Source organism: Candidatus Eremiobacterota bacterium (genome assembly GCA_031082125.1).
GTDB lineage: Bacteria > Vulcanimicrobiota > CADAWZ01 > CADAWZ01 > Ess09-12 > Ess09-12.
Genome location: JAVHLM010000004.1, coordinates 116,078 through 132,148, shown reverse-complemented (window position 1 = coordinate 132,148; position 16,071 = coordinate 116,078). Strand labels below are relative to the sequence as shown.

The 16,071-nt window shown below is 56.1% G+C and carries 17 protein-coding genes; 1 reads left to right on the top strand and 16 read right to left on the bottom strand.

The features are described 5' to 3' along the window. From RDV48_06245 to RDV48_06225, 5 genes are all read right to left on the bottom strand, one after another. Positions 1–1,636, bottom strand: a 1,636-nt coding sequence (locus tag RDV48_06245; GenBank protein ID MDQ7822378.1) for a hypothetical protein, incomplete at its 3' end; no start/stop codon positions are given. Between the two features lie 153 nt (positions 1,637–1,789). After that, positions 1,790–3,892, bottom strand: a complete 2,103-nt coding sequence (locus RDV48_06240) for a hypothetical protein (protein ID MDQ7822377.1) — start codon at positions 3,890–3,892, stop codon at positions 1,790–1,792. Positions 3,893–4,172: 280 nt separating this feature from the next. Then, positions 4,173–5,138 (bottom strand): MerR family transcriptional regulator, encoded by a 966-nt coding sequence (locus RDV48_06235; protein MDQ7822376.1) that lies wholly within the window; start codon positions 5,136–5,138, stop codon positions 4,173–4,175. Then, positions 5,138–5,518: a hypothetical protein gene (locus RDV48_06230; GenBank protein MDQ7822375.1), complete on the bottom strand. Its 381-nt coding sequence runs from the start codon at positions 5,516–5,518 to the stop codon at positions 5,138–5,140. Before RDV48_06230 ends, RDV48_06235 begins: the two co-directional genes overlap by 1 nt. 4 nt (positions 5,519–5,522) lie before the next feature. Beyond that, positions 5,523–5,948: a hypothetical protein gene (locus tag RDV48_06225; protein ID MDQ7822374.1), complete on the bottom strand. Its 426-nt coding sequence runs from the start codon at positions 5,946–5,948 to the stop codon at positions 5,523–5,525. A gap of 175 nt (positions 5,949–6,123) precedes the next feature. Here RDV48_06225 and RDV48_06220 point away from each other — a divergent pair, with 175 nt between their 5' ends. Continuing rightward, on the top strand, positions 6,124–7,269 hold the full coding sequence (locus RDV48_06220) for a hypothetical protein (GenBank protein ID MDQ7822373.1): 1,146 nt from the start codon (positions 6,124–6,126) through the stop codon (positions 7,267–7,269). A gap of 57 nt (positions 7,270–7,326) precedes the next feature. On the opposite strand, the gene RDV48_06215 is transcribed toward RDV48_06220, so the two are convergent. From RDV48_06215 to RDV48_06165, 11 genes are all read right to left on the bottom strand, one after another. Next, positions 7,327–8,016, bottom strand: a complete 690-nt coding sequence (locus RDV48_06215) for a hypothetical protein (protein ID MDQ7822372.1) — start codon at positions 8,014–8,016, stop codon at positions 7,327–7,329. A gap of 145 nt (positions 8,017–8,161) precedes the next feature. Next, complete coding sequence (locus tag RDV48_06210; protein MDQ7822371.1) at positions 8,162–8,821, bottom strand: hypothetical protein; 660 nt, start codon at positions 8,819–8,821, stop codon at positions 8,162–8,164. 32 nt (positions 8,822–8,853) lie between these two features. Then, positions 8,854–9,291: a glycine cleavage system protein H gene (locus RDV48_06205; GenBank protein ID MDQ7822370.1), complete on the bottom strand. Its 438-nt coding sequence runs from the start codon at positions 9,289–9,291 to the stop codon at positions 8,854–8,856. Positions 9,292–9,417: 126 nt separating this feature from the next. Next, a complete protein-coding gene (locus RDV48_06200) occupies positions 9,418–9,783 on the bottom strand; it encodes a response regulator (GenBank protein ID MDQ7822369.1) in 366 nt (121 codons plus the stop codon). 5 nt (positions 9,784–9,788) lie between these two features. Beyond that, entirely contained in the window at positions 9,789–10,679 is an 891-nt protein-coding gene (locus tag RDV48_06195; protein MDQ7822368.1) for a heterodisulfide reductase-related iron-sulfur binding cluster, read from the bottom strand. Then, positions 10,676–11,239 carry a 4Fe-4S dicluster domain-containing protein gene (locus RDV48_06190; protein MDQ7822367.1) on the bottom strand — a complete coding sequence of 188 codons (564 nt, stop codon included), beginning with the start codon at positions 11,237–11,239 and terminating at the stop codon, positions 10,676–10,678. The genes RDV48_06195 and RDV48_06190 overlap by 4 nt, the downstream gene beginning before the upstream one ends. Positions 11,240–11,250: 11 nt before the next feature. Next, positions 11,251–12,189, bottom strand: a complete 939-nt coding sequence (locus tag RDV48_06185; protein ID MDQ7822366.1) for a methylenetetrahydrofolate reductase — start codon at positions 12,187–12,189, stop codon at positions 11,251–11,253. Then, positions 12,186–12,857: a methylenetetrahydrofolate reductase C-terminal domain-containing protein gene (locus tag RDV48_06180; protein ID MDQ7822365.1), complete on the bottom strand. Its 672-nt coding sequence runs from the start codon at positions 12,855–12,857 to the stop codon at positions 12,186–12,188. The genes RDV48_06185 and RDV48_06180 overlap by 4 nt, the downstream gene beginning before the upstream one ends. A 33-nt stretch (positions 12,858–12,890) precedes the next feature. Beyond that, positions 12,891–13,295, bottom strand: coding sequence for a hydrogenase iron-sulfur subunit (locus tag RDV48_06175; protein MDQ7822364.1), 405 nt, complete (start codon positions 13,293–13,295; stop codon positions 12,891–12,893). Next, positions 13,292–14,842, bottom strand: coding sequence for a hypothetical protein (locus tag RDV48_06170; GenBank protein ID MDQ7822363.1), 1,551 nt, complete (start codon positions 14,840–14,842; stop codon positions 13,292–13,294). Before RDV48_06170 ends, RDV48_06175 begins: the two co-directional genes overlap by 4 nt. After that, on the bottom strand, positions 14,839–16,059 hold the full coding sequence (locus RDV48_06165; GenBank protein ID MDQ7822362.1) for an FAD-dependent oxidoreductase: 1,221 nt from the start codon (positions 16,057–16,059) through the stop codon (positions 14,839–14,841). The genes RDV48_06170 and RDV48_06165 overlap by 4 nt, the downstream gene beginning before the upstream one ends. Positions 16,060–16,071 lie beyond the last annotated feature (12 nt).

Sequence of the window (16,071 nt, the reverse complement as noted above, 5' to 3'; positions counted from 1 at the left end):
GGTAAAGCTCTGTAAAAGCCTTTTTGCCTTCATCGGTCTTCAGCGATGCTGCCTGTGATGATATAAGCTGTGAAGCCACCTGGGGATCCTTTGCTGCCTCGCGGTAAAGCTCTGTAAAAGCCTTTTTGCCTTCATCGGTCTTCAGCGATGCTGCCTGAGATGATATAAGCTGCGAAGCCACCTGGGGATCCTTTGCTGCCTCCCGGTAAAGCTCTGTAAAAGCCTTTTTGCCTTCATCGGTTTTCAGCGCCGATGCCTGGCCCGAAATATACTGCGATGCCACATTGGGATCCTTTGCTGCCTCGCGGTAAATCTCCGTGAATGCCTTTTTGCCTTCATCGGTCTTCAGTGCCGATGCCTGGCCCGAAAAAAGCTGCGATGCCAGCGAAGGATCTTTAGCCGCCTCCCGGTGGAACTCTGCAAGGGCCTTTTTCCCTTCTTCGGATCGAAGGAGCGTAAGCTGACTGGTGAGCATGGTCTGCGAAAGCTGCGGATCTTTTGAGGCTTCCTGGTAGAAAGTGATAAGGGAGTCCTTCCCCCCGGGAGTCTTGAGAGTCTCAATCTGGGCTTTTAAAAAATCTTTTGCCATGGCAGGGTCTTTGGAAATATCCCCCAGCAGGGCGCCGGCCTTTTGCCTTGTGGCAGGACTTGCAACGGCATCGCTGAAAGAAGCCATGAGAGCCTTTCCATGAAGGGAATCGGCGCCCTTCTTTATTAGCTCAGGAAGAGCCTTGCCCTCCTCCTTGTTGTCAGCCATCTCACCCAGAAGGAGCGCCCCATCCTTCCCTGCTGCCTTGTAAAATTTCTCGGCTAATCCAGGCTCCTGGGAAGGGAGCTTGAGGTCAGGGAGCTTGAATTTATCAAGCAGAGGCAGGGGTGTGTGCGGCAGGTCCGTATCTTGCGCCTGGGGTTTCGCCTCCGCCCCGGGGAGATGAGATTCAGCAGCAGGGCTCTTCTCGCTGCCGGGGGGAGGGCTCCCGCCCGGCTTTGAAAACCCTGCGGCATTCCTGTGGGGAAGGTACTGGTCGGGCTTCTCGCTCTCCCTGGGCGATTGCTTGAACACCGTCGAGAGCTTCTTCCTGAGGTCAAAAATCGCCTCGTCAGGCTCCTGTTCCCCGCCCTGCCGGAGCTGCTGCGGCGTCTTCTCCTTGTCTATGCCCAGCTTTGTCTTTGAAAGCATCTCATCGCAGTATTTAAGAAGGCTCTGCTGGTCCGTTTCACCCGATATATGCTGCTTTTTGAATTCCTCAACTGCCTTTCTGGCCTCTTCCTGTCTCTCTGTCCTGCGCTGGGCCTGGAGCTCACGCTCTGTCTCCCGCTCGGCCTTCACTTGCTCATCGGCTTTCCTGGTGGTCTCCTTGTTGAGCTTTTCAATGTCGTCCTGGGCTCTTTTCAGGAACTCCGTCTTCTGGTCCGCTGCTTCGGAGCTGGCATTTTTCAGATCTTCCCGTGTCTCACGGCTCACCGTTTCATAGGAGTGCTCGCTGTCACCTTCCTCGAGGCTCACCGCATCAGAGGACTCCCTGCTTTCAGAGGCAGTTTTCTCTTCCCCCCCGGAGCGGATCGATGCGATCTCGTCATAGGTCGAGGGGAGCTTCTTTATGCTGCTGTTGTCGCCTATCATCCCGAAGTTCATAGCATCACCCTTATTAGTATGGCCGGGAGAGTCATCTCACCATTGAAATGATGACTCTCCTCTCATTATATCACTCCATTATCAAATCGGTAAAGTGAAGAGTGAAGGGAGGCAGCCCTCCCTTCACCAAGCTGCCTCACGGGAGTGCCCTTATCAGCGCCTGCTCTGCCTGGCCTCGTTCATCTCTTTCACCATCTCCTGGTAGCGCTCCTGATCAATACCCGTCTGTCCCATGGAACGGGACTCCTCGACATATTTTTCGTAGACTTCCCACACTGCCTTGCCTTCAGGCGAGAGCTTTGACCAGTTTTCCTTGACGAATTTCTGAAGGTCGTCAAATTCGCTCCCCGCAGCCTGATTATCGGGATCCTGCGTAGCCCTGATGATGAGGTGATAGACCTGATCGCCGCTTATTTCCGAAGGATTCTGCGCCTTGAGGTCTTCAATGGCCTGGCCGGCGCCGGCATCCTTGTAGCCCGTCCTGTTCATCTCCTCTATCATCTTCTCATAGTCCTGCAGGTCAATACCGGTCTGCCCCTTGGCGCGGGCCTGCTCAACGTACTTCTCATAGACTGCCCACTTTGCGCGGGCATCGGGAGAGAGCCTGCTTCCGTACTGGGTGACGAATTTCTTGAGATCATCATATTCCTTGCCTGCAGCCTGGCCGTCGAAATCCGCTGTGGCATTGATGATGAGCTTTTCCATCTCCTCGCCGGAGACTTTCTTGCGGGGATTCTTATCCAGCTCGGCCTTGAGGGCCTCGATGGCCTGGCCGGCGCCCTCGTCCTTGTAAGGGTTCCCTGCCTCCTTCATCTCCTTTTTCATCTGCTCATAATCCTGCTGGTCAATACCGGTCTGCCCCTTGGCGCGGGCCTGCTGCACATGCTTCTCATAGATGGCCCATACCGCTTTTGCCTCAGGCGAGAGGCGCGCCATGATGGAGTTGACGAATTTCTTGAGGTCATCATATTCCTTGCCTGCGGCCTGGTTGTCGAAATCCGCAGTGGCATTGATGATGAGCTTCTCCATCTCCTCGCCGGAGACTTTCCTGCGGGGATTCTTGTCCAGCTCGGCCTTGAGGGCCTCGATGGCCTGGCCGGCGCCCTCGTCCTTGTAAGGGTTCCCTGCCTCCTTCATCTCCTTTTTCATCTGCTCATAATCCTGCTGGTCAATACCGGTCTGCCCCTTGGCGCGGGCCTGCTGCACATGCTTCTCATAGATGGCCCATACCGCTTTTGCCTCAGGCGAGAGGCGCGCCATGATGGAGTTGACGAATTTCTTGAGGTCATCATATTCCTTGCCTGCGGCCTGGCCGTCGAAATCCGCAGTGGCATTGATGATGAGCTTTTCCATCTCCTCCCCTGAGACTTTCTTGTGGGGATTCTTGGCAAGCTCGGCCTTGAGGGCCTCGATGGCCTTGCCGGCTCCTTCATCCTGGTATTTCGCTCCCTTGGGATCCTTGTGAGTATGCTCGTAAATGGGATTCCCTTCCTCGTCATTATAAATCAGGTTGTAATCATCGGTGCTCCCGTCGGGATTCACCACGGTCTTCCTATAGTCGTCGTCGCCGGGGCCGCTTTTTTCCCTCACGGGGCGGCCGAATTCGTCAATCGAGTAGCGATCTGTCACGCCGTTCTTCGAGCGGGATACCGTGGTGCCGTCACGGTCAAGAGTCTCGGTGGTGCCGTCCTTGCCTGTTTTCTCGATGGTGCAGCTTCCAGGATGAAGGGTGTTGTAGGAGATGGTCTCCCTGGTCCCGTCATTCCTGGCGATGTCCACGTTCACGTTCCCACCCCTGTCCATGGCAATGGTGACAGTGGCGACCGGTTTCCCATTTTTATCAGTAAGCGTGTGGGTGCCGGGCCCCAGCTTCTTTACCAGCTGCTGGGCGAAGGCAAGGCCTTTCTTTATCTCCTGGTAAAGCTCGCGGTACTCGCTTTTTACCGACTGTGCCTCCTCGTTGTCCTGCTCCCTGGGAGTGGTGACAAAGGATATGAGCATATCATCATAAGGAAAAGGAAAGATTCCCGTCATATCGTGAGAGTATCTGGGAGCATTGAGCTTGTCCACTGCGCTGAGGGAGGTGTTCAGGTAAGCAACGCCCAGAGCCCTCTCGGCTTCCGTGAGTTCCTTTACCTGCGAGACTGGCGCAGTCTCCTGGAGCTTTACAAGAGCTTCGGTCTTTCTTGCCTCACGGGCCTGGATATAGGCCTGGTAATCCATCTGGCGGAGTGAGAGGTTTTCGCTGATGTCCATTTTTGTTCCTCCTTGTATTTGCTAACACTTATTTTGTTAACATCTTAACTGTATTATATCATATGAGAAGTTATTTGTAAAGAGCTTTCAGCATTTATTTCAACTTGTTTTTTAAAGGTGAAAATGAGTGCCATGATCACGAAATGGGGCATACTGATATGGATGGGCTTTTTCAAAAGCATTATACTGAGTGAGCATTTCTGGGAATTACCGTTCAGAGAGGCCGGGAGAATGTTTACTGGCCATACTGCCGAAGCCTGCCATGTGGGGCTGAACTCTTTCAGAGCTTCCCCACTTCGTCGGCAAGGCTCACAAGCTCCTTCACCCTCGCCACGAGGTCTTCCACGGAGGAGAGCATGAGGTCAGCTTTTGAGAAGAGGAGGCGAGCTTTCTCAATATGGCGCACCTCGCCGTTCTTCACGAAGGCCTCTATCTCGAGGAGGGCCTTGAGATAGGCCCAGAAGATGGAGCGCATGAACTTCGATATCTCGAAGGCTTCGGAGAAAAGCCTGGTCCGCTCCCGGTATTTTTCCTGGAGGGCCTGGATTTTCTCGGCAAGCTCCTGGAGCTTCTCCATGATGTCGCCTGCCCTGAAGTCTCCCTTCTCAAGCGATGAGCACATCTGCTCCAGAACCTTAGAGAACGGCGACTTTCCTGCCTTCTGTGCTCCTGCGAGCCCTTCCTTCCATCGTCTGAGGGGTTCGAGCTTCTTCTCCCTCTCGGCGGGAGAGGCGCTTCTCAGGAAGTCCTTCACGTATTTCGCGGCATTTTTTCTGCCGAGAAGCTGGGAGAGGATGTCCTCGTAGTAAGAGAATGCAGCCTCCTGGAATGCCTCTTCCCCACCTTCGTCACGGATTCTCGCCTGGAACTTCCTGAAGGCCTCCCTCATGCCGTCGCCTAGAAAAGCCTTCGCCACGGTGTCGGCTGGCACGGCGGCATGCCCCTTCCCTTCCAGAAACTCGGTGAGAGCAGGCTTGAGCTCGTTCTCGAAATATTTCTTTATCTGGGGGAGGGTGAAGCCTGAATCCTGGAGCTCTTTTATCTTGCGGAGACGCTCCAGGGTGCCGACGGAAAAATAGGCCACTCTCCCGTCGAGTTCCATCCCGGCATTCCGCGGGTTCCTGGCGGGCTTCTCCAGGAGGCCGAGGGTCACGTAATACTTGAGCTTTCTCTCCACAAGAGGAATGCCCAGGGCCTCGGCTTCTTTCATGATCTCCTCGGAGGTGAGGTAGCGCTTTCCCTCCATCACTGCTCCTCTTCCGGTAGTACTTCTTTTATGACCATATCCAGTACCTCAAGGATCCCTGAGGCTTTTCTGAATGCTTCAGATGTTGATTCCCTGAGCCCTGTTTCCTTTGCCTCAAGAGAAGCTCTCATCTCATCAATGCCGTTTATGAACAGGCCAAGTGCCTGCTCCATCCGCCATCTTACAGGCTCAACGGCTTCCTCTGAAGGTGTCCCGTAGAAGGCGTCAAGCTCTTCAAGCTCTGCGCTGATGTCCTCGAGTATCTGGAGAGCCTTCACGGGGGAAATCCTGCGCAGAGCCACATCCTCTGCAAGCTGGATCAGATAATCGCCAAGGTTTTTCTCATGGGCCTGGGGGAGGGGGCGGGCTCTCTCTTCCATACTCTCAGGCTTCTGTCATTTCGGCAAGCCAGTCCCTGTGCTCCTGGATCACCTGCTCGATGGCACCCATGATATCCTCTGCCTCTTCGGCCCTCACAATGGCGTCATTGAGGGAGTCCCTGTCTTCGGAGTCCACGTATTTCCTCATATCGTCGAGGCTCTGCATGTAGAGATCGAGTGATTCCACCATAAAATCCCTCACCGGCTCAAGGCCTGATGGCGTCTCGCCGGTGAAGTTCTGCCTGATATCCCTGATATCGGTGCTGACGGTGTCCAGCACCTCGTTAAGGGCATCCTTGTCGTATTCCGGTTCACTGAGGAGATGCTCGCCCAGGGTCCTAATATAGGTCTTGAGGTCCATCTTTATCTCGGGATTCTGCTCCCACTGCGTTCTTATAGCATGATCGAGTGCCTGGTGATTCTTCTCCATATTCCCCCTCCTTCAGCCAGTGAGGCACAGGTGCGCCCGATAGTATTTTCGGCCATTTTGGCCAAATACCTCCAATCTTTACATTTCCTTTACAATTCCCCATCCGATTTTTACCGAGGGCTGCTAGAATGATGATAAAGGTCCGGATCTCAAAAATCGTTTCTGGAGGTGTACAATGAAAAAAGTGTTTCTCATCTCGATGATTATCGCAGGAGTGATAGTGATGTGCCTGGCGCTCCAGGCACAGGTGCTCCCCGACTCGACCAGGAACTCCCTTATCAACGCCCCGTCGGCAAAGAGAGCCGAAGTGCGGGATATGGTGCAGAAGAACTACCCTTCCCTTCAGAGGGAACTCTACCTCTCCCTTGCTGAAGCCTACCCAGGCTTTACTACCCGCTTTCTCAAGTCGCAGATAAGGACTCTGAAGAAAATGGACGGCAAGGCCCTGTCCCGGCTTTATCTTGACGTTGCAGGCGATCTCGAGAAGTCTTACGAGGGGCCCGCAAAGGAATTCAGGAAGGAAGTAAAGACGCTCCTTACTGAAAAATACTCTGCCGTGCCCGAGGACTTCAAAAAGCTCCACGAGGAGAACGGTCTCAGGAAAAGCCTTTCCGCCGTCATAAATGAAAAGTACCCCCAGGTGGCGACAGACTGCCTCACCATAATGAAGGACAAATATCCCGGCCTTTCGCTTACCATAGCGAGAGATGCCATCGATACGGCGTTGAAGAAGGATCCCACCCTTTTCATAGAGATGAGGATCGAGGCGAGGAGTCTTGCGCAGGAGAAGTATCCTGAGGTGCTCTCTGCTCTCTCCACGCAGGAAAGGGGCCCGCGCCACTTCCGCGAGATAATGAAGCAGAACCCCAAGTTCGCCGGAGCGCTTTTTGAGAGAATAGATGGCAAATTCCACTCAAGGATAAAGGACCTCCGCAGGACCGTCATCGCCTTCGCCATTGAGAAGCATTCTTCCGAGGTCCTCTCGTTCACCGAAGACGTCCTCACGATGGTGGAAAAGAAATACCCCGATCTCCCCAGGGACCTTGTGCTCGCCGCAGGAGACTGGAGGGAAAAGCATGGGAAGGAGTTCAAGGCCGCCCACGAGGATTTCTTTAAAGATCTCCGCGCCGCCAGGGACAAGAATTTTCCCAGGCTCCTTGCCGATGCCGTGGCCTCAATCGACACCCACAGCCCGGGATTCAGGGAGTCACTGAGGAAAGCCGCCATCGGGGAGTTCCCCGACATCGAGAAGAAGGTGAAGTCCTTCGTTGATAAGAAATGCCCGCGCATCAACGAGGAAATCCTGAAAATCATAAAGTAACAGGGCCATCACAGGCCTGCGAAAAAGCCTCCCGTCAGCTCTCACTGGCGGGAGGCTTTAATTATTGTAAAGCTTCTTGTCGAGCCTTATCCCGCCGATGACGAGGTACTCATCATCGTTATAGAGCTCCTCAGGCCCGCGCTCAAGGCTCCCGGCCATATTTCTTATATCGCTCTCCGCCTGTGCTTTCCTTGCCTTCAGGGAGGCGCATTCATTTTCAAGCTGCATCACTTCGGTCTCAAGGCGGGTCTTCTTGTCCGCTGCCCTGTTGCAGGTGGCCGCCGAGCTCTCGTATTCCCTTTTGAGGGGCTCGAATTCCCTGTCAATCTTTGCAATCCTTCTCTTTGAAAACTCCTTCACCGCGATGGAGCCAAGAAGCAGAACGGCGCCCACTGCCGCGACAATCGGGTTGTGAATGACTCCGCCCAGGATCATTATTGTCGGCGAAGGAATTCCGGTAAATTTGGTCGCTTTCTCGGCCTTTCTGAGGTACTTGTCCTCGCGGGCCCATTTATTCAGGGTCTTGAGCTGCTTTTCCGATATGTCTTTCCAGGAATCCTCTTCATGCCTCGCCGATTCGAGCATTGATCTGCGGGATTCCAGTCTCTCTTCGCGTTTATCTATCATCAATTGAAGCTGGTCAGGTACTTCCTCGAGCTCAATGGCGGCAGCGCCCGGGCAGTCAGGTGCGCCATGAGGCATCGGGGCCGTGGTCTGGAGCGCTCCCATTGCGGCTGTCATCATCATAATCTTCTCCTCCGAAAGCTCTCTTTTTCTCTATTATATATGAAGGGAGGCAACCTTATACAGGAAAGGTCGCCAAGAGGTGGTATGGAGCTGGCAAGAGGGAGATTTGTGGTAATGATGATAATCAGACCCGATTTCTAGCCTGTCAGACCAGCTCCTCGATATCGCAGCCGGGGGGGACATAAAGGCCTGTCTTGCTGGCGCCGAGGAAACAGGCCTTCCTTACATCTGGCTCCGCAATCGTGAGGTTCTCTTCCATCTTGATGGTGAGGATCGATTCATAGGGAAGGCGTGCAAACTGTTCATTGTAAATGTTGAGATCCGCCGCGGTGGTGACCCAGTCACGGGGCTCGAGGCCGTCAAGGTTTATCGGGAGGGAGAACCTGCGCAGGCTCTTGAAGCCCTTCACGTTGAAATAGAACTCAAAATAGGACATGGCGAGCTCTCTCACGCTTCTGAAGACAGGCTCCCGGAATCTCAGCAGCGTCGTGTTGGACTTGGCCACGGCGCCCCAGTGCCCGTCATGCTTAAAGAGGGCCACGAGGTGATCGTCGTCGTCCACAACGCCCATGTCCATCACCAGGGGCTCGGCGCCCATGAACTTGAAGGCTGCGGCGGCAATCAGGGCGCCCTCTCCGCAGTTCGCCGTGCCCTCGAGGAGGGCCTGGCGGGGAGATTTCCAGTTGTAGCCGTCATTGTAACGCACCGTATCAAGAAATCTCTGGATATCTATGGGACGGTGAAAGGAAGCGAAAAATTCCTTCTCCTCCCCGGTGAGGGAAGAGAGAAAATCGTCAGAGGACATCTTCCACCTCCGGAAGCAAAGGCTTGGAATGCCTATCTCTTCTTAAGCTCTTCGGCTTTCTGTATCTCTGTGCGCAGCCAGCTCTCGATGGCTGCGGCGGTGGCGAGAAGCTCCGCCTTCGCCTCTTCGAGGGCCGAGGGTTTTATCACGGCAATCCAGCCGTCACCGTAAGGGCTCTTGTTGATAAGGGAAGGGTCATCCTCAAGGGCCGAGTTCACCTCGGTCACCACCCCTGAAAGGGGCGCCACGAGCTTGCCCACCCATTTGCCCGACTGGATTTTCCCGCAGGTTTCACCCTTCTCCACCTCGTCATCTTCAAAAGGAAGATCGACATAGACAATCTCGCCGGCAGACTTCTGGAAAAAATCGTTCATGCCGATGATTACGCGCTCAGGGCTCTCGATCCTGGCCCAGGCATGCTCACCGTGGTACAGGATCCCATCCGGGAAGTCATATCCTTCTATCTGCATAGTATGCTCCTTTCCCCCCAGGGGTATAATGATGATAATACCTCATTTATGACAACGCAATGCCGCGATACAGGCTTCGTCAGTTCCCACCCCTGAATCAGTTCAATGTACCTCTGCAGTCTCCTACTAGATACCAAGCGCCTCAGACACGGCCTGCCTGAGAGCCTCCGCATCGACGGGCTTTGTGATATACCCCCTGATATTCTGGAACTTTACTTTCATTACCTTCAGATCTATCTCTTCCATTTTAGAGACGAGAATCACGGGGAGCTCCTTGAACTCCTGTCTGAAAAGGAGGTTGCTTCCCGAGATGTATCCCGGGAGAGAGATGTCAAGGAGCACAAGGTCAGCGGGCTTTTTCTTAAGGCACTCCATGGCCTCCTTGCCGCTGCCGGCGCTCATGATGCTGATTTTGCTGCTGAAGGGCTTGAGGGCCGCCACGAGCTGATCCGCATCGCTCTGTTCATCCTCCACTATGAGTATGGTCTTCATGTCATTCACCTCCTTTCCGCGTCCCGGAGTGATATCTTTTCAAGCAGTGGCTGGACGCTCACCTTGTTGAGCCTGAATCCCAGGTCCTTATCCTCAACTCCCATCGCGAGGCCCAGGACCTGCGAGAGGTAAAGGACCGGGAGATTATAGGCTTCCGAGAACTGAGTCTCTATCTTCTTCTGGCTGTCATCGTACATCACGCTGCAGAAAGGACAGACCAGCACCAGCGCGTCAACGCCGGACTCCTTCAGATCATGGAGCTTGCCATGGGCCATGGAGAGGGCTATCTGCTCGTTTATCCCAAGCAGCGATCCACCGCAGCATGAGGTCTTTCTCGAATAGGCGATGGTTTCCGCGCCCGTGAGAGCGAGTATCCCGTCAATGGTGCGGGGAATCTCGGCGCTGTCGAAGCCTTCATAGATCTCAGAGGGCTTGGTGAAATGGCAGCCGTAATGGACAGCGAGCCTGAGGCCTTTCAGGGGCCTGGTGACCAGGCTTCCAATCTTCTCGGAGCCCGCCTCTTCCACTATGAGGCGGGCAAAATGCCTTATTTTGACAGGTTTCTCATATTGCAGGCCAAATTCTGAGAGGGCTCCATTCACTTTTTCCTTCGTGTCAGGTTCTTCGAGCCTGAGGGCAGTCTCGGTGAGCATGGAGGTGCAGGCGCTGCAGAGTGTGCATATTCCCATCTCCTCCTTCGAAGCGCAGGCGAGGTTCCTGGCCGCAATGAGCTCGGCAGTATGGGTGTCCACCGACTTGAGGGGGAAGCCGCAGCAGGAAAATCCTTCAATATCTGAGACTTCGATGCCAAGCCTCTCCAGGATGCGCCTGGCAGAGAGCTCGTAATGGGTAGCCCTCACGGGGATGGTGCAGCCCATGAAAAGTCCGTATTTCATGAAGGGCCTCTTTCATCTTCCTGGGGAAGCTTCTTCCCCTCCTCGGCTTTCCCGGCCTCTTTGGGAAACACCATGGCCATGATGCCGCTTTTCTCCAGGATGGCTCTCACCTCGGGGAATTCCTTCCGAAGCATCGGGAGCGCCGATTTCTTTCTCTTCTTGTTGTCGAAGTCTTCAATCTCGTAAAGCCTCCCTGTGCCTGCAAGAAGCTCCACCTGCTTCCTGAAGGAGGGATGGATAAAGCCGCATTTTACTGCCATGTTCCTGAGGACCACCATCAGATCGGTGATACGCACCTCCTGGGGGCAGCGCTCCTGGCAGTTATAACAGGCCGAGCAGAGCCATATGAAGTCGCTTCTGAGGACCTCCTCCCGGAGGCCCAGCACAATCTTTCTTATTATGCTCCGGGGATTGTAGGCTTCCTCGATCTCACGCACGGGGCATCCCGCGGCGCAGCACCCGCAGTGAAAACATCTCCTCACCGCCTCGCCTCCCGGCATGGATGCCACCTCGCCTGCAAAGGCCCTGTCGCATTTTTCAAGATCTATAAAGAGCTCCACTTTCTCCTCCCCTACCTGCCGGGGCTTTCCTGGGAAACAGTCGGCCTTGGCAGAAGCCCAGCCTTCTCCACGAGCTCAGGCACCGCCTCTTCCCATTCTATGGCCATGAGGTGCAGGCCTCTCACTCCGGGCACCGCAAGCACTTCCCTGATGGTCTCAAGGGCAAGTGCCTTCCCCTCTTCCTTCTGATCGGAGGCCCCCTCCATCCTTTTTATCACGCAGTCGGGCATCCCTACGCCGGCCACATTGTCTCTCATATGGAGGGCCGCTTTGACCGATTTGAGAGGCACCACGCCGGCCAGGATAGCCGTCTGCTCATGAAGGCCCCTGGCGCAGACTTCTTTCATGAACTCCCTGAAGCGCTCCAGGTCAAAGACAGCCTGTGTCTGGATGAAATCGGCGCCGGCTCTCACCTTTTTTGCGAGCCTCATCACCGAGAGCTCAAGCGGATCGGCAAAGGGATTGCAGGCCGCCCCCAGGAAAAGCCTGGGCTCCACTTTCATCACGTCGCCGCTCTGAAATTTTTTCTCGTCACGCATGGTCCTCAACACGGAGAGCAGCTGTATCGAGTCTATATCAAATACGTTTTTTGCCCCCCCATGATTCCCGAATTTCTGGTGATCTCCCGAGAGGACCAGGATATTTTTTATCCCCAGCGCCGCGGCGCCGAGCACGTCGCTCTGGAGGGCTATCCTGTTGCGGTCCCTCGTCACCATCTGGAGCACAGGCTCCAGGCCCAGCCTGAGGGCTATCACCGATGAGGCCAGGCTTGACATCCTCACCACGGCCGTCTGGTTGTCTGTGATGTTCACCGCATCGGCACAACCTTTCAGGATGCCCGCTTTCTTCTCTATCACGGCGGCATTGGCGCTCTTCGGGGGGCCGAGCTCGACAGTGACTGCCTTGTGCCCCTCTTTCAGAACCTTCTCAAGGGTGCTCCCTGCCTTCATAGTCTCATGTCCTCCCTCACAATGCGCCTTACACCGCCGTCGCGGCTGGTGCTCCAGTCCCTGGGCTTCTGCAGCTCGTCGAGAATATCGAGGCGCCCTTTTTCCTTGAGTCTCTCGTAAATGAGGTGCCAGGCGCACTCAATGTGCTCCCTGTCCACCTCGCACTTCCCCTTCTCAGTGCCCCCGCATGGCCCGTTAAGCAGGCTTTTGGAGCACCGTGCCACGGGGCAGATCCCGCCCGTTATCCCCAGGAGGCAGTTCCCGCAGGCCGCGCAATACTCGTTCCAGACGCCCTGCTCCACAGGCATCCCCAGGAACTCGGTATTCACGCCGGGGAAGACCCAGCGGTCCCTGAAACGCTCCGCCAGGGCCTGGACACCGATGCCGCAGGCCATGGAGATGACAGCCTCGCATTCGGAGACAGGCTTCGTGAGGGCATCTATGAATTCATGCTCGCACTGCCGTTCGATGGTGAGCTCCACCGTCAACAGTTCTTGCTTTTTCTGCCTGCGGGCAAGGCGGAGCGCAGAGGCCAGGATACCCACCTCCTTCTCGCCGCCGGCCAGGCAGATGGCAACGCAGCCGTTGCACCCTGCCACGAGCACTTTCTTATAAGGCTCTATCATGGACAGGATCTCTTCAAGGGGCTTTCTTTTCGCGATTATCACGAGCTTACCCCCCTTGCGGCAGATGCCCCTGAGTTACTCTCCAGGTTCATGTTCATTGTTCCCCCTTGTCAGATTCCAGGCGAATTCACCGGTCATCGCGGCGAAGGTCCGGGCTTCCCGGGGCGAGACGGCAAAATACCTGACCCGCCCGGAATCGATGCCGCACTCCCTGAGGAGAGCCCCAAGACCTTCCACCCTCTTTTCCGCGCGGCATGTGCCCTGCAGATGGTGGCAGGCATCCTTATGGCATCCCGCGAGGACCACCCCCCGGGCGCCTTCCTCAAGCTCCCTCAGTATGTCAATCTCTTTCACGGAGCCGATGCAGGGAACCCTCACCATGACGATATCCGGATGAAGCCCAATCCTGAGGCTCCCGCATGCATCGGCGGCCAGGTAGGCAGAATTCTCACAACAGAAAGCTACCACGGGAGTTATCAAGGCCTGTCCTCCTCGAGCGATATTGCCGCCGCAGGGCACTCAACGACGCAGATTCCGCATCCCTCGCAGGCTTCGCGGCATACCCGTGCTGCCGGCGCCACTGCCTCGCCGTCACCGAAAGCCACCTCGACAGCCTTGTGAGGGCAGGTCCTCACGCAGGTGAGGCAGAGCGCACAGAGCCCCGGTGCGACCTGAGCCTTCACTGCAGGCGCCTCGCAATTGTCTCCGCAGCCGATGAAAAAGGCATGGATGGCACAGGCAGCACTGTATCCCTCCTGGCGCGCCCTTGTTCCATCTACAGGCCCGCGGCAGCCTCCTGCGAAGAATATTCCTCTCCTGTTTGCCCGGCCGGGAAGGATAGAGCCGTTATCCTGCTGAAAAAAACCGCTTTCATCGCAGCCAAGGCCTGCCATGGCCGCCAGATCCGATGCGCCCTTGAGAGGGCCCGGAACAAGGGGAGCCACTGCATAGTCTGCAGCGACCCTCACCATGGCGGGACGCCCACCCACGGAGGTAAGCGTGTCTTCGACAAAAAGCTCCATGCCGCCTTCCATGGCTTTCATTACAGGGGCCGGGCCGGGCCTCAGGAAAAGCACTCCCTTCTCCCGGGCCTCGCGGTAAAGACGCTCGCCGTTTTCAAAGGTTACCCTCATATTGCGGTAAAGGACGGTGACGTTGATATCCTTCTTCCTGAGGTCCAGGGAGGCTTCCAGCACTTTCCTGTAAAAGCATGGCGGCATATCCCTGTAAATATCGGTGACGAAAATGACTCCCCTTGGGCATGAGGCGCCCTGGAGGCTTTCAAGCCCCGCGGCGCCCAGGATCCTGGGATGAAGCTCCGGCGGAAATCCCGTCAAATCGCTGCTCTTGTCAAAGCCTGTGGCGATAAGCATTGCTCCAGTCTTCTTTTCCACGGCCCCTTCCCTGGTGCTCACCGTGAGCCTGTAATTTCCCGCCTGCCCTTCAATACCCTCGATTGTGCCAATAAGACGCGCGGCACCTGCCGCCTCGCCGACGCCTGGAGGCAGGGTCTCCGATTCATCAACAAGCGTCACAGGATAGCCCATCTTCAGAAGAAGTGATGCGGCAGAAATGCCAGCTATACCGGCGCCAATCACGGCAACCTCCCTCGTGGCGGCGGGGAGCGGGGCTGCAGGCAGAGGCTCCCGGGGAACGTCCTTCTCAATGGCCCCGTAAGCGCGGCATACGAGGTGAAGGGCCTTGGATGCCGCCAGGGCATTATCTGCAGTCACCCAGGCACAGTGCTCCCTGATGCTTATGTGGCTGAGCCTGGAGGGGCTCTCCTCGAAGCAGGAGCGGAAGAGGCTCTCGTAAAGCCTTGGCGCGCAGGCTCCTATCACGAGGGCGTCGCTCTTCCCGCTGAAGCGCTCTTTCAGGAAATCAAGCCCCTCGGGGGCACAGAGCCGTGAATGGATCTCCACGGGCGATGCTCCCCGCGCCGCCATTGCATCCTTCAGTGAGGATGTGGCGAGCTTCCCGGCCAGGGTGCCTCCACAGTCGCAGATGACGACTCCTATATTCTTCAATTCCGTTCCCCTCCAAGGTACGAGATGACGCGGGCCGCTGCCGCAGAGGCGCTTATGATGGTCCCTTCCATGTCCATGGGAGCGGTGGACGATCCGGCGGCAAAAACTCCTTCCCTTCCCGTAGAGCCGTCTTCAAGAGTCTTTATGAATCCGTCCCTGGTGAGGGAGATCCCGTAAAGGGACTCCAAGAGGTGATTTCCCCCCGACGGGGTGATGCCCGTAGAGAGCACCACGAGGTCAAATTGTTCAACCACGTTTGTGCCTTTCGCCATTTCCTCATATTCTATGGAAACGCCGCCGGTGACAGGGCTGAGTCTTGCAGGGAGGGCTTTCAGGAGCCTGAGCTTCTCATCGCCGCGGCACCCCTCGATAAAGGCGCCATGACTTTTTCCCACGGGCTGCAGGTCAATGTAAAATACTGTGACTTCAGCGGCGGGATCCCTGTGGCGTATCATCCTTGCCAGGCGCAGGGCATAGGGGCAGCAGACGGTGGAGCAGTAATCCCTTCCCTTGTGGGGATTTCTGCTGCCCGCGCACTGTATGAAGGCGATCCGGCGGGGCCTGCCTTCAGGGCCAGCCATTGAAAGCTCCCCCTGTGATGCTAAGAGGCCCTCAAGCTCATGGGCCGTGATTACTCCCTCAATGCTGCCGTATCCGTACTGCGGAAGCGAGAGGGCATCGAGAGAGTCATAGCCTGCCGCAAGGATAACAGCCCTGGGATTCACTTCCACGATCTTTGAGGTCCTTGAGAAATCTATGCACTTCGCAGGGCAGAGATCTGCGCATCGTGAGCAGGACTCACCGGCGCTCCTCAGGCATTTCACCCCGTCAATGACATAGAACTGAGGCGGGATGGCTTCATGATTCCTCGTGACGGCCCCGGCGGGGCATTCGGCTTCACAAAGCCCGCATGAGGTGCACTCAAGAGGATCAACCGGATTCTGCCTCACCGTTATCTCGGCGGAGAAAGGCGGCATCTCTCCGGAAAAGCTGCTCACCTCGGAGCAGAAAAGCTTTTCAACAAGCCTGTTCCCGGCAAGGCTCCTGAAGCGGCCCATTGCGGCACAGAGGCCGCATTCCAGGCATTTCTCCGCCGCTTTGCAGCAGAAAGACGCCGCGTGCCCCCCGAGAAAGGACTGGCGCTCAACAATGAGCACGCTGCGGCCCTCCCCGGCGCACGCAATGGATGCCGTCACGCCGGCAAGGCCGCCGCCGATGACAAGTACGTC

Excerpts from the sequence above, each read along its gene's own strand:
- RDV48_06240 (MDQ7822377.1), bottom strand. The coding sequence starts at position 3,892 with ATGGACATCAGCGAAAACCTCTCACTCCGCCAGATGGATTACCAGGCC.
- RDV48_06205 (MDQ7822370.1), bottom strand. The coding sequence starts at position 9,291 with ATGCAGATAGAAGGATATGACTTCCCGGATGGGATCCTGTACCACGGT.
- RDV48_06210 (MDQ7822371.1), bottom strand. The coding sequence starts at position 8,821 with ATGTCCTCTGACGATTTTCTCTCTTCCCTCACCGGGGAGGAGAAGGAA.
- RDV48_06230 (MDQ7822375.1), bottom strand. The coding sequence starts at position 5,518 with ATGGAAGAGAGAGCCCGCCCCCTCCCCCAGGCCCATGAGAAAAACCTT.
- RDV48_06200 (MDQ7822369.1), bottom strand. The coding sequence starts at position 9,783 with ATGAAGACCATACTCATAGTGGAGGATGAACAGAGCGATGCGGATCAG.
- RDV48_06220 (MDQ7822373.1), top strand. The coding sequence starts at position 6,124 with ATGAAAAAAGTGTTTCTCATCTCGATGATTATCGCAGGAGTGATAGTG.
- RDV48_06185 (MDQ7822366.1), bottom strand. The coding sequence starts at position 12,189 with ATGAAGGCAGGGAGCACCCTTGAGAAGGTTCTGAAAGAGGGGCACAAG.
- RDV48_06215 (MDQ7822372.1), bottom strand. The coding sequence starts at position 8,016 with ATGATGATGACAGCCGCAATGGGAGCGCTCCAGACCACGGCCCCGATG.
- RDV48_06225 (MDQ7822374.1), bottom strand. The coding sequence starts at position 5,948 with ATGGAGAAGAATCACCAGGCACTCGATCATGCTATAAGAACGCAGTGG.
- RDV48_06235 (MDQ7822376.1), bottom strand. The coding sequence starts at position 5,138 with ATGGAGGGAAAGCGCTACCTCACCTCCGAGGAGATCATGAAAGAAGCC.
- RDV48_06195 (MDQ7822368.1), bottom strand. The coding sequence starts at position 10,679 with ATGAAATACGGACTTTTCATGGGCTGCACCATCCCCGTGAGGGCTACC.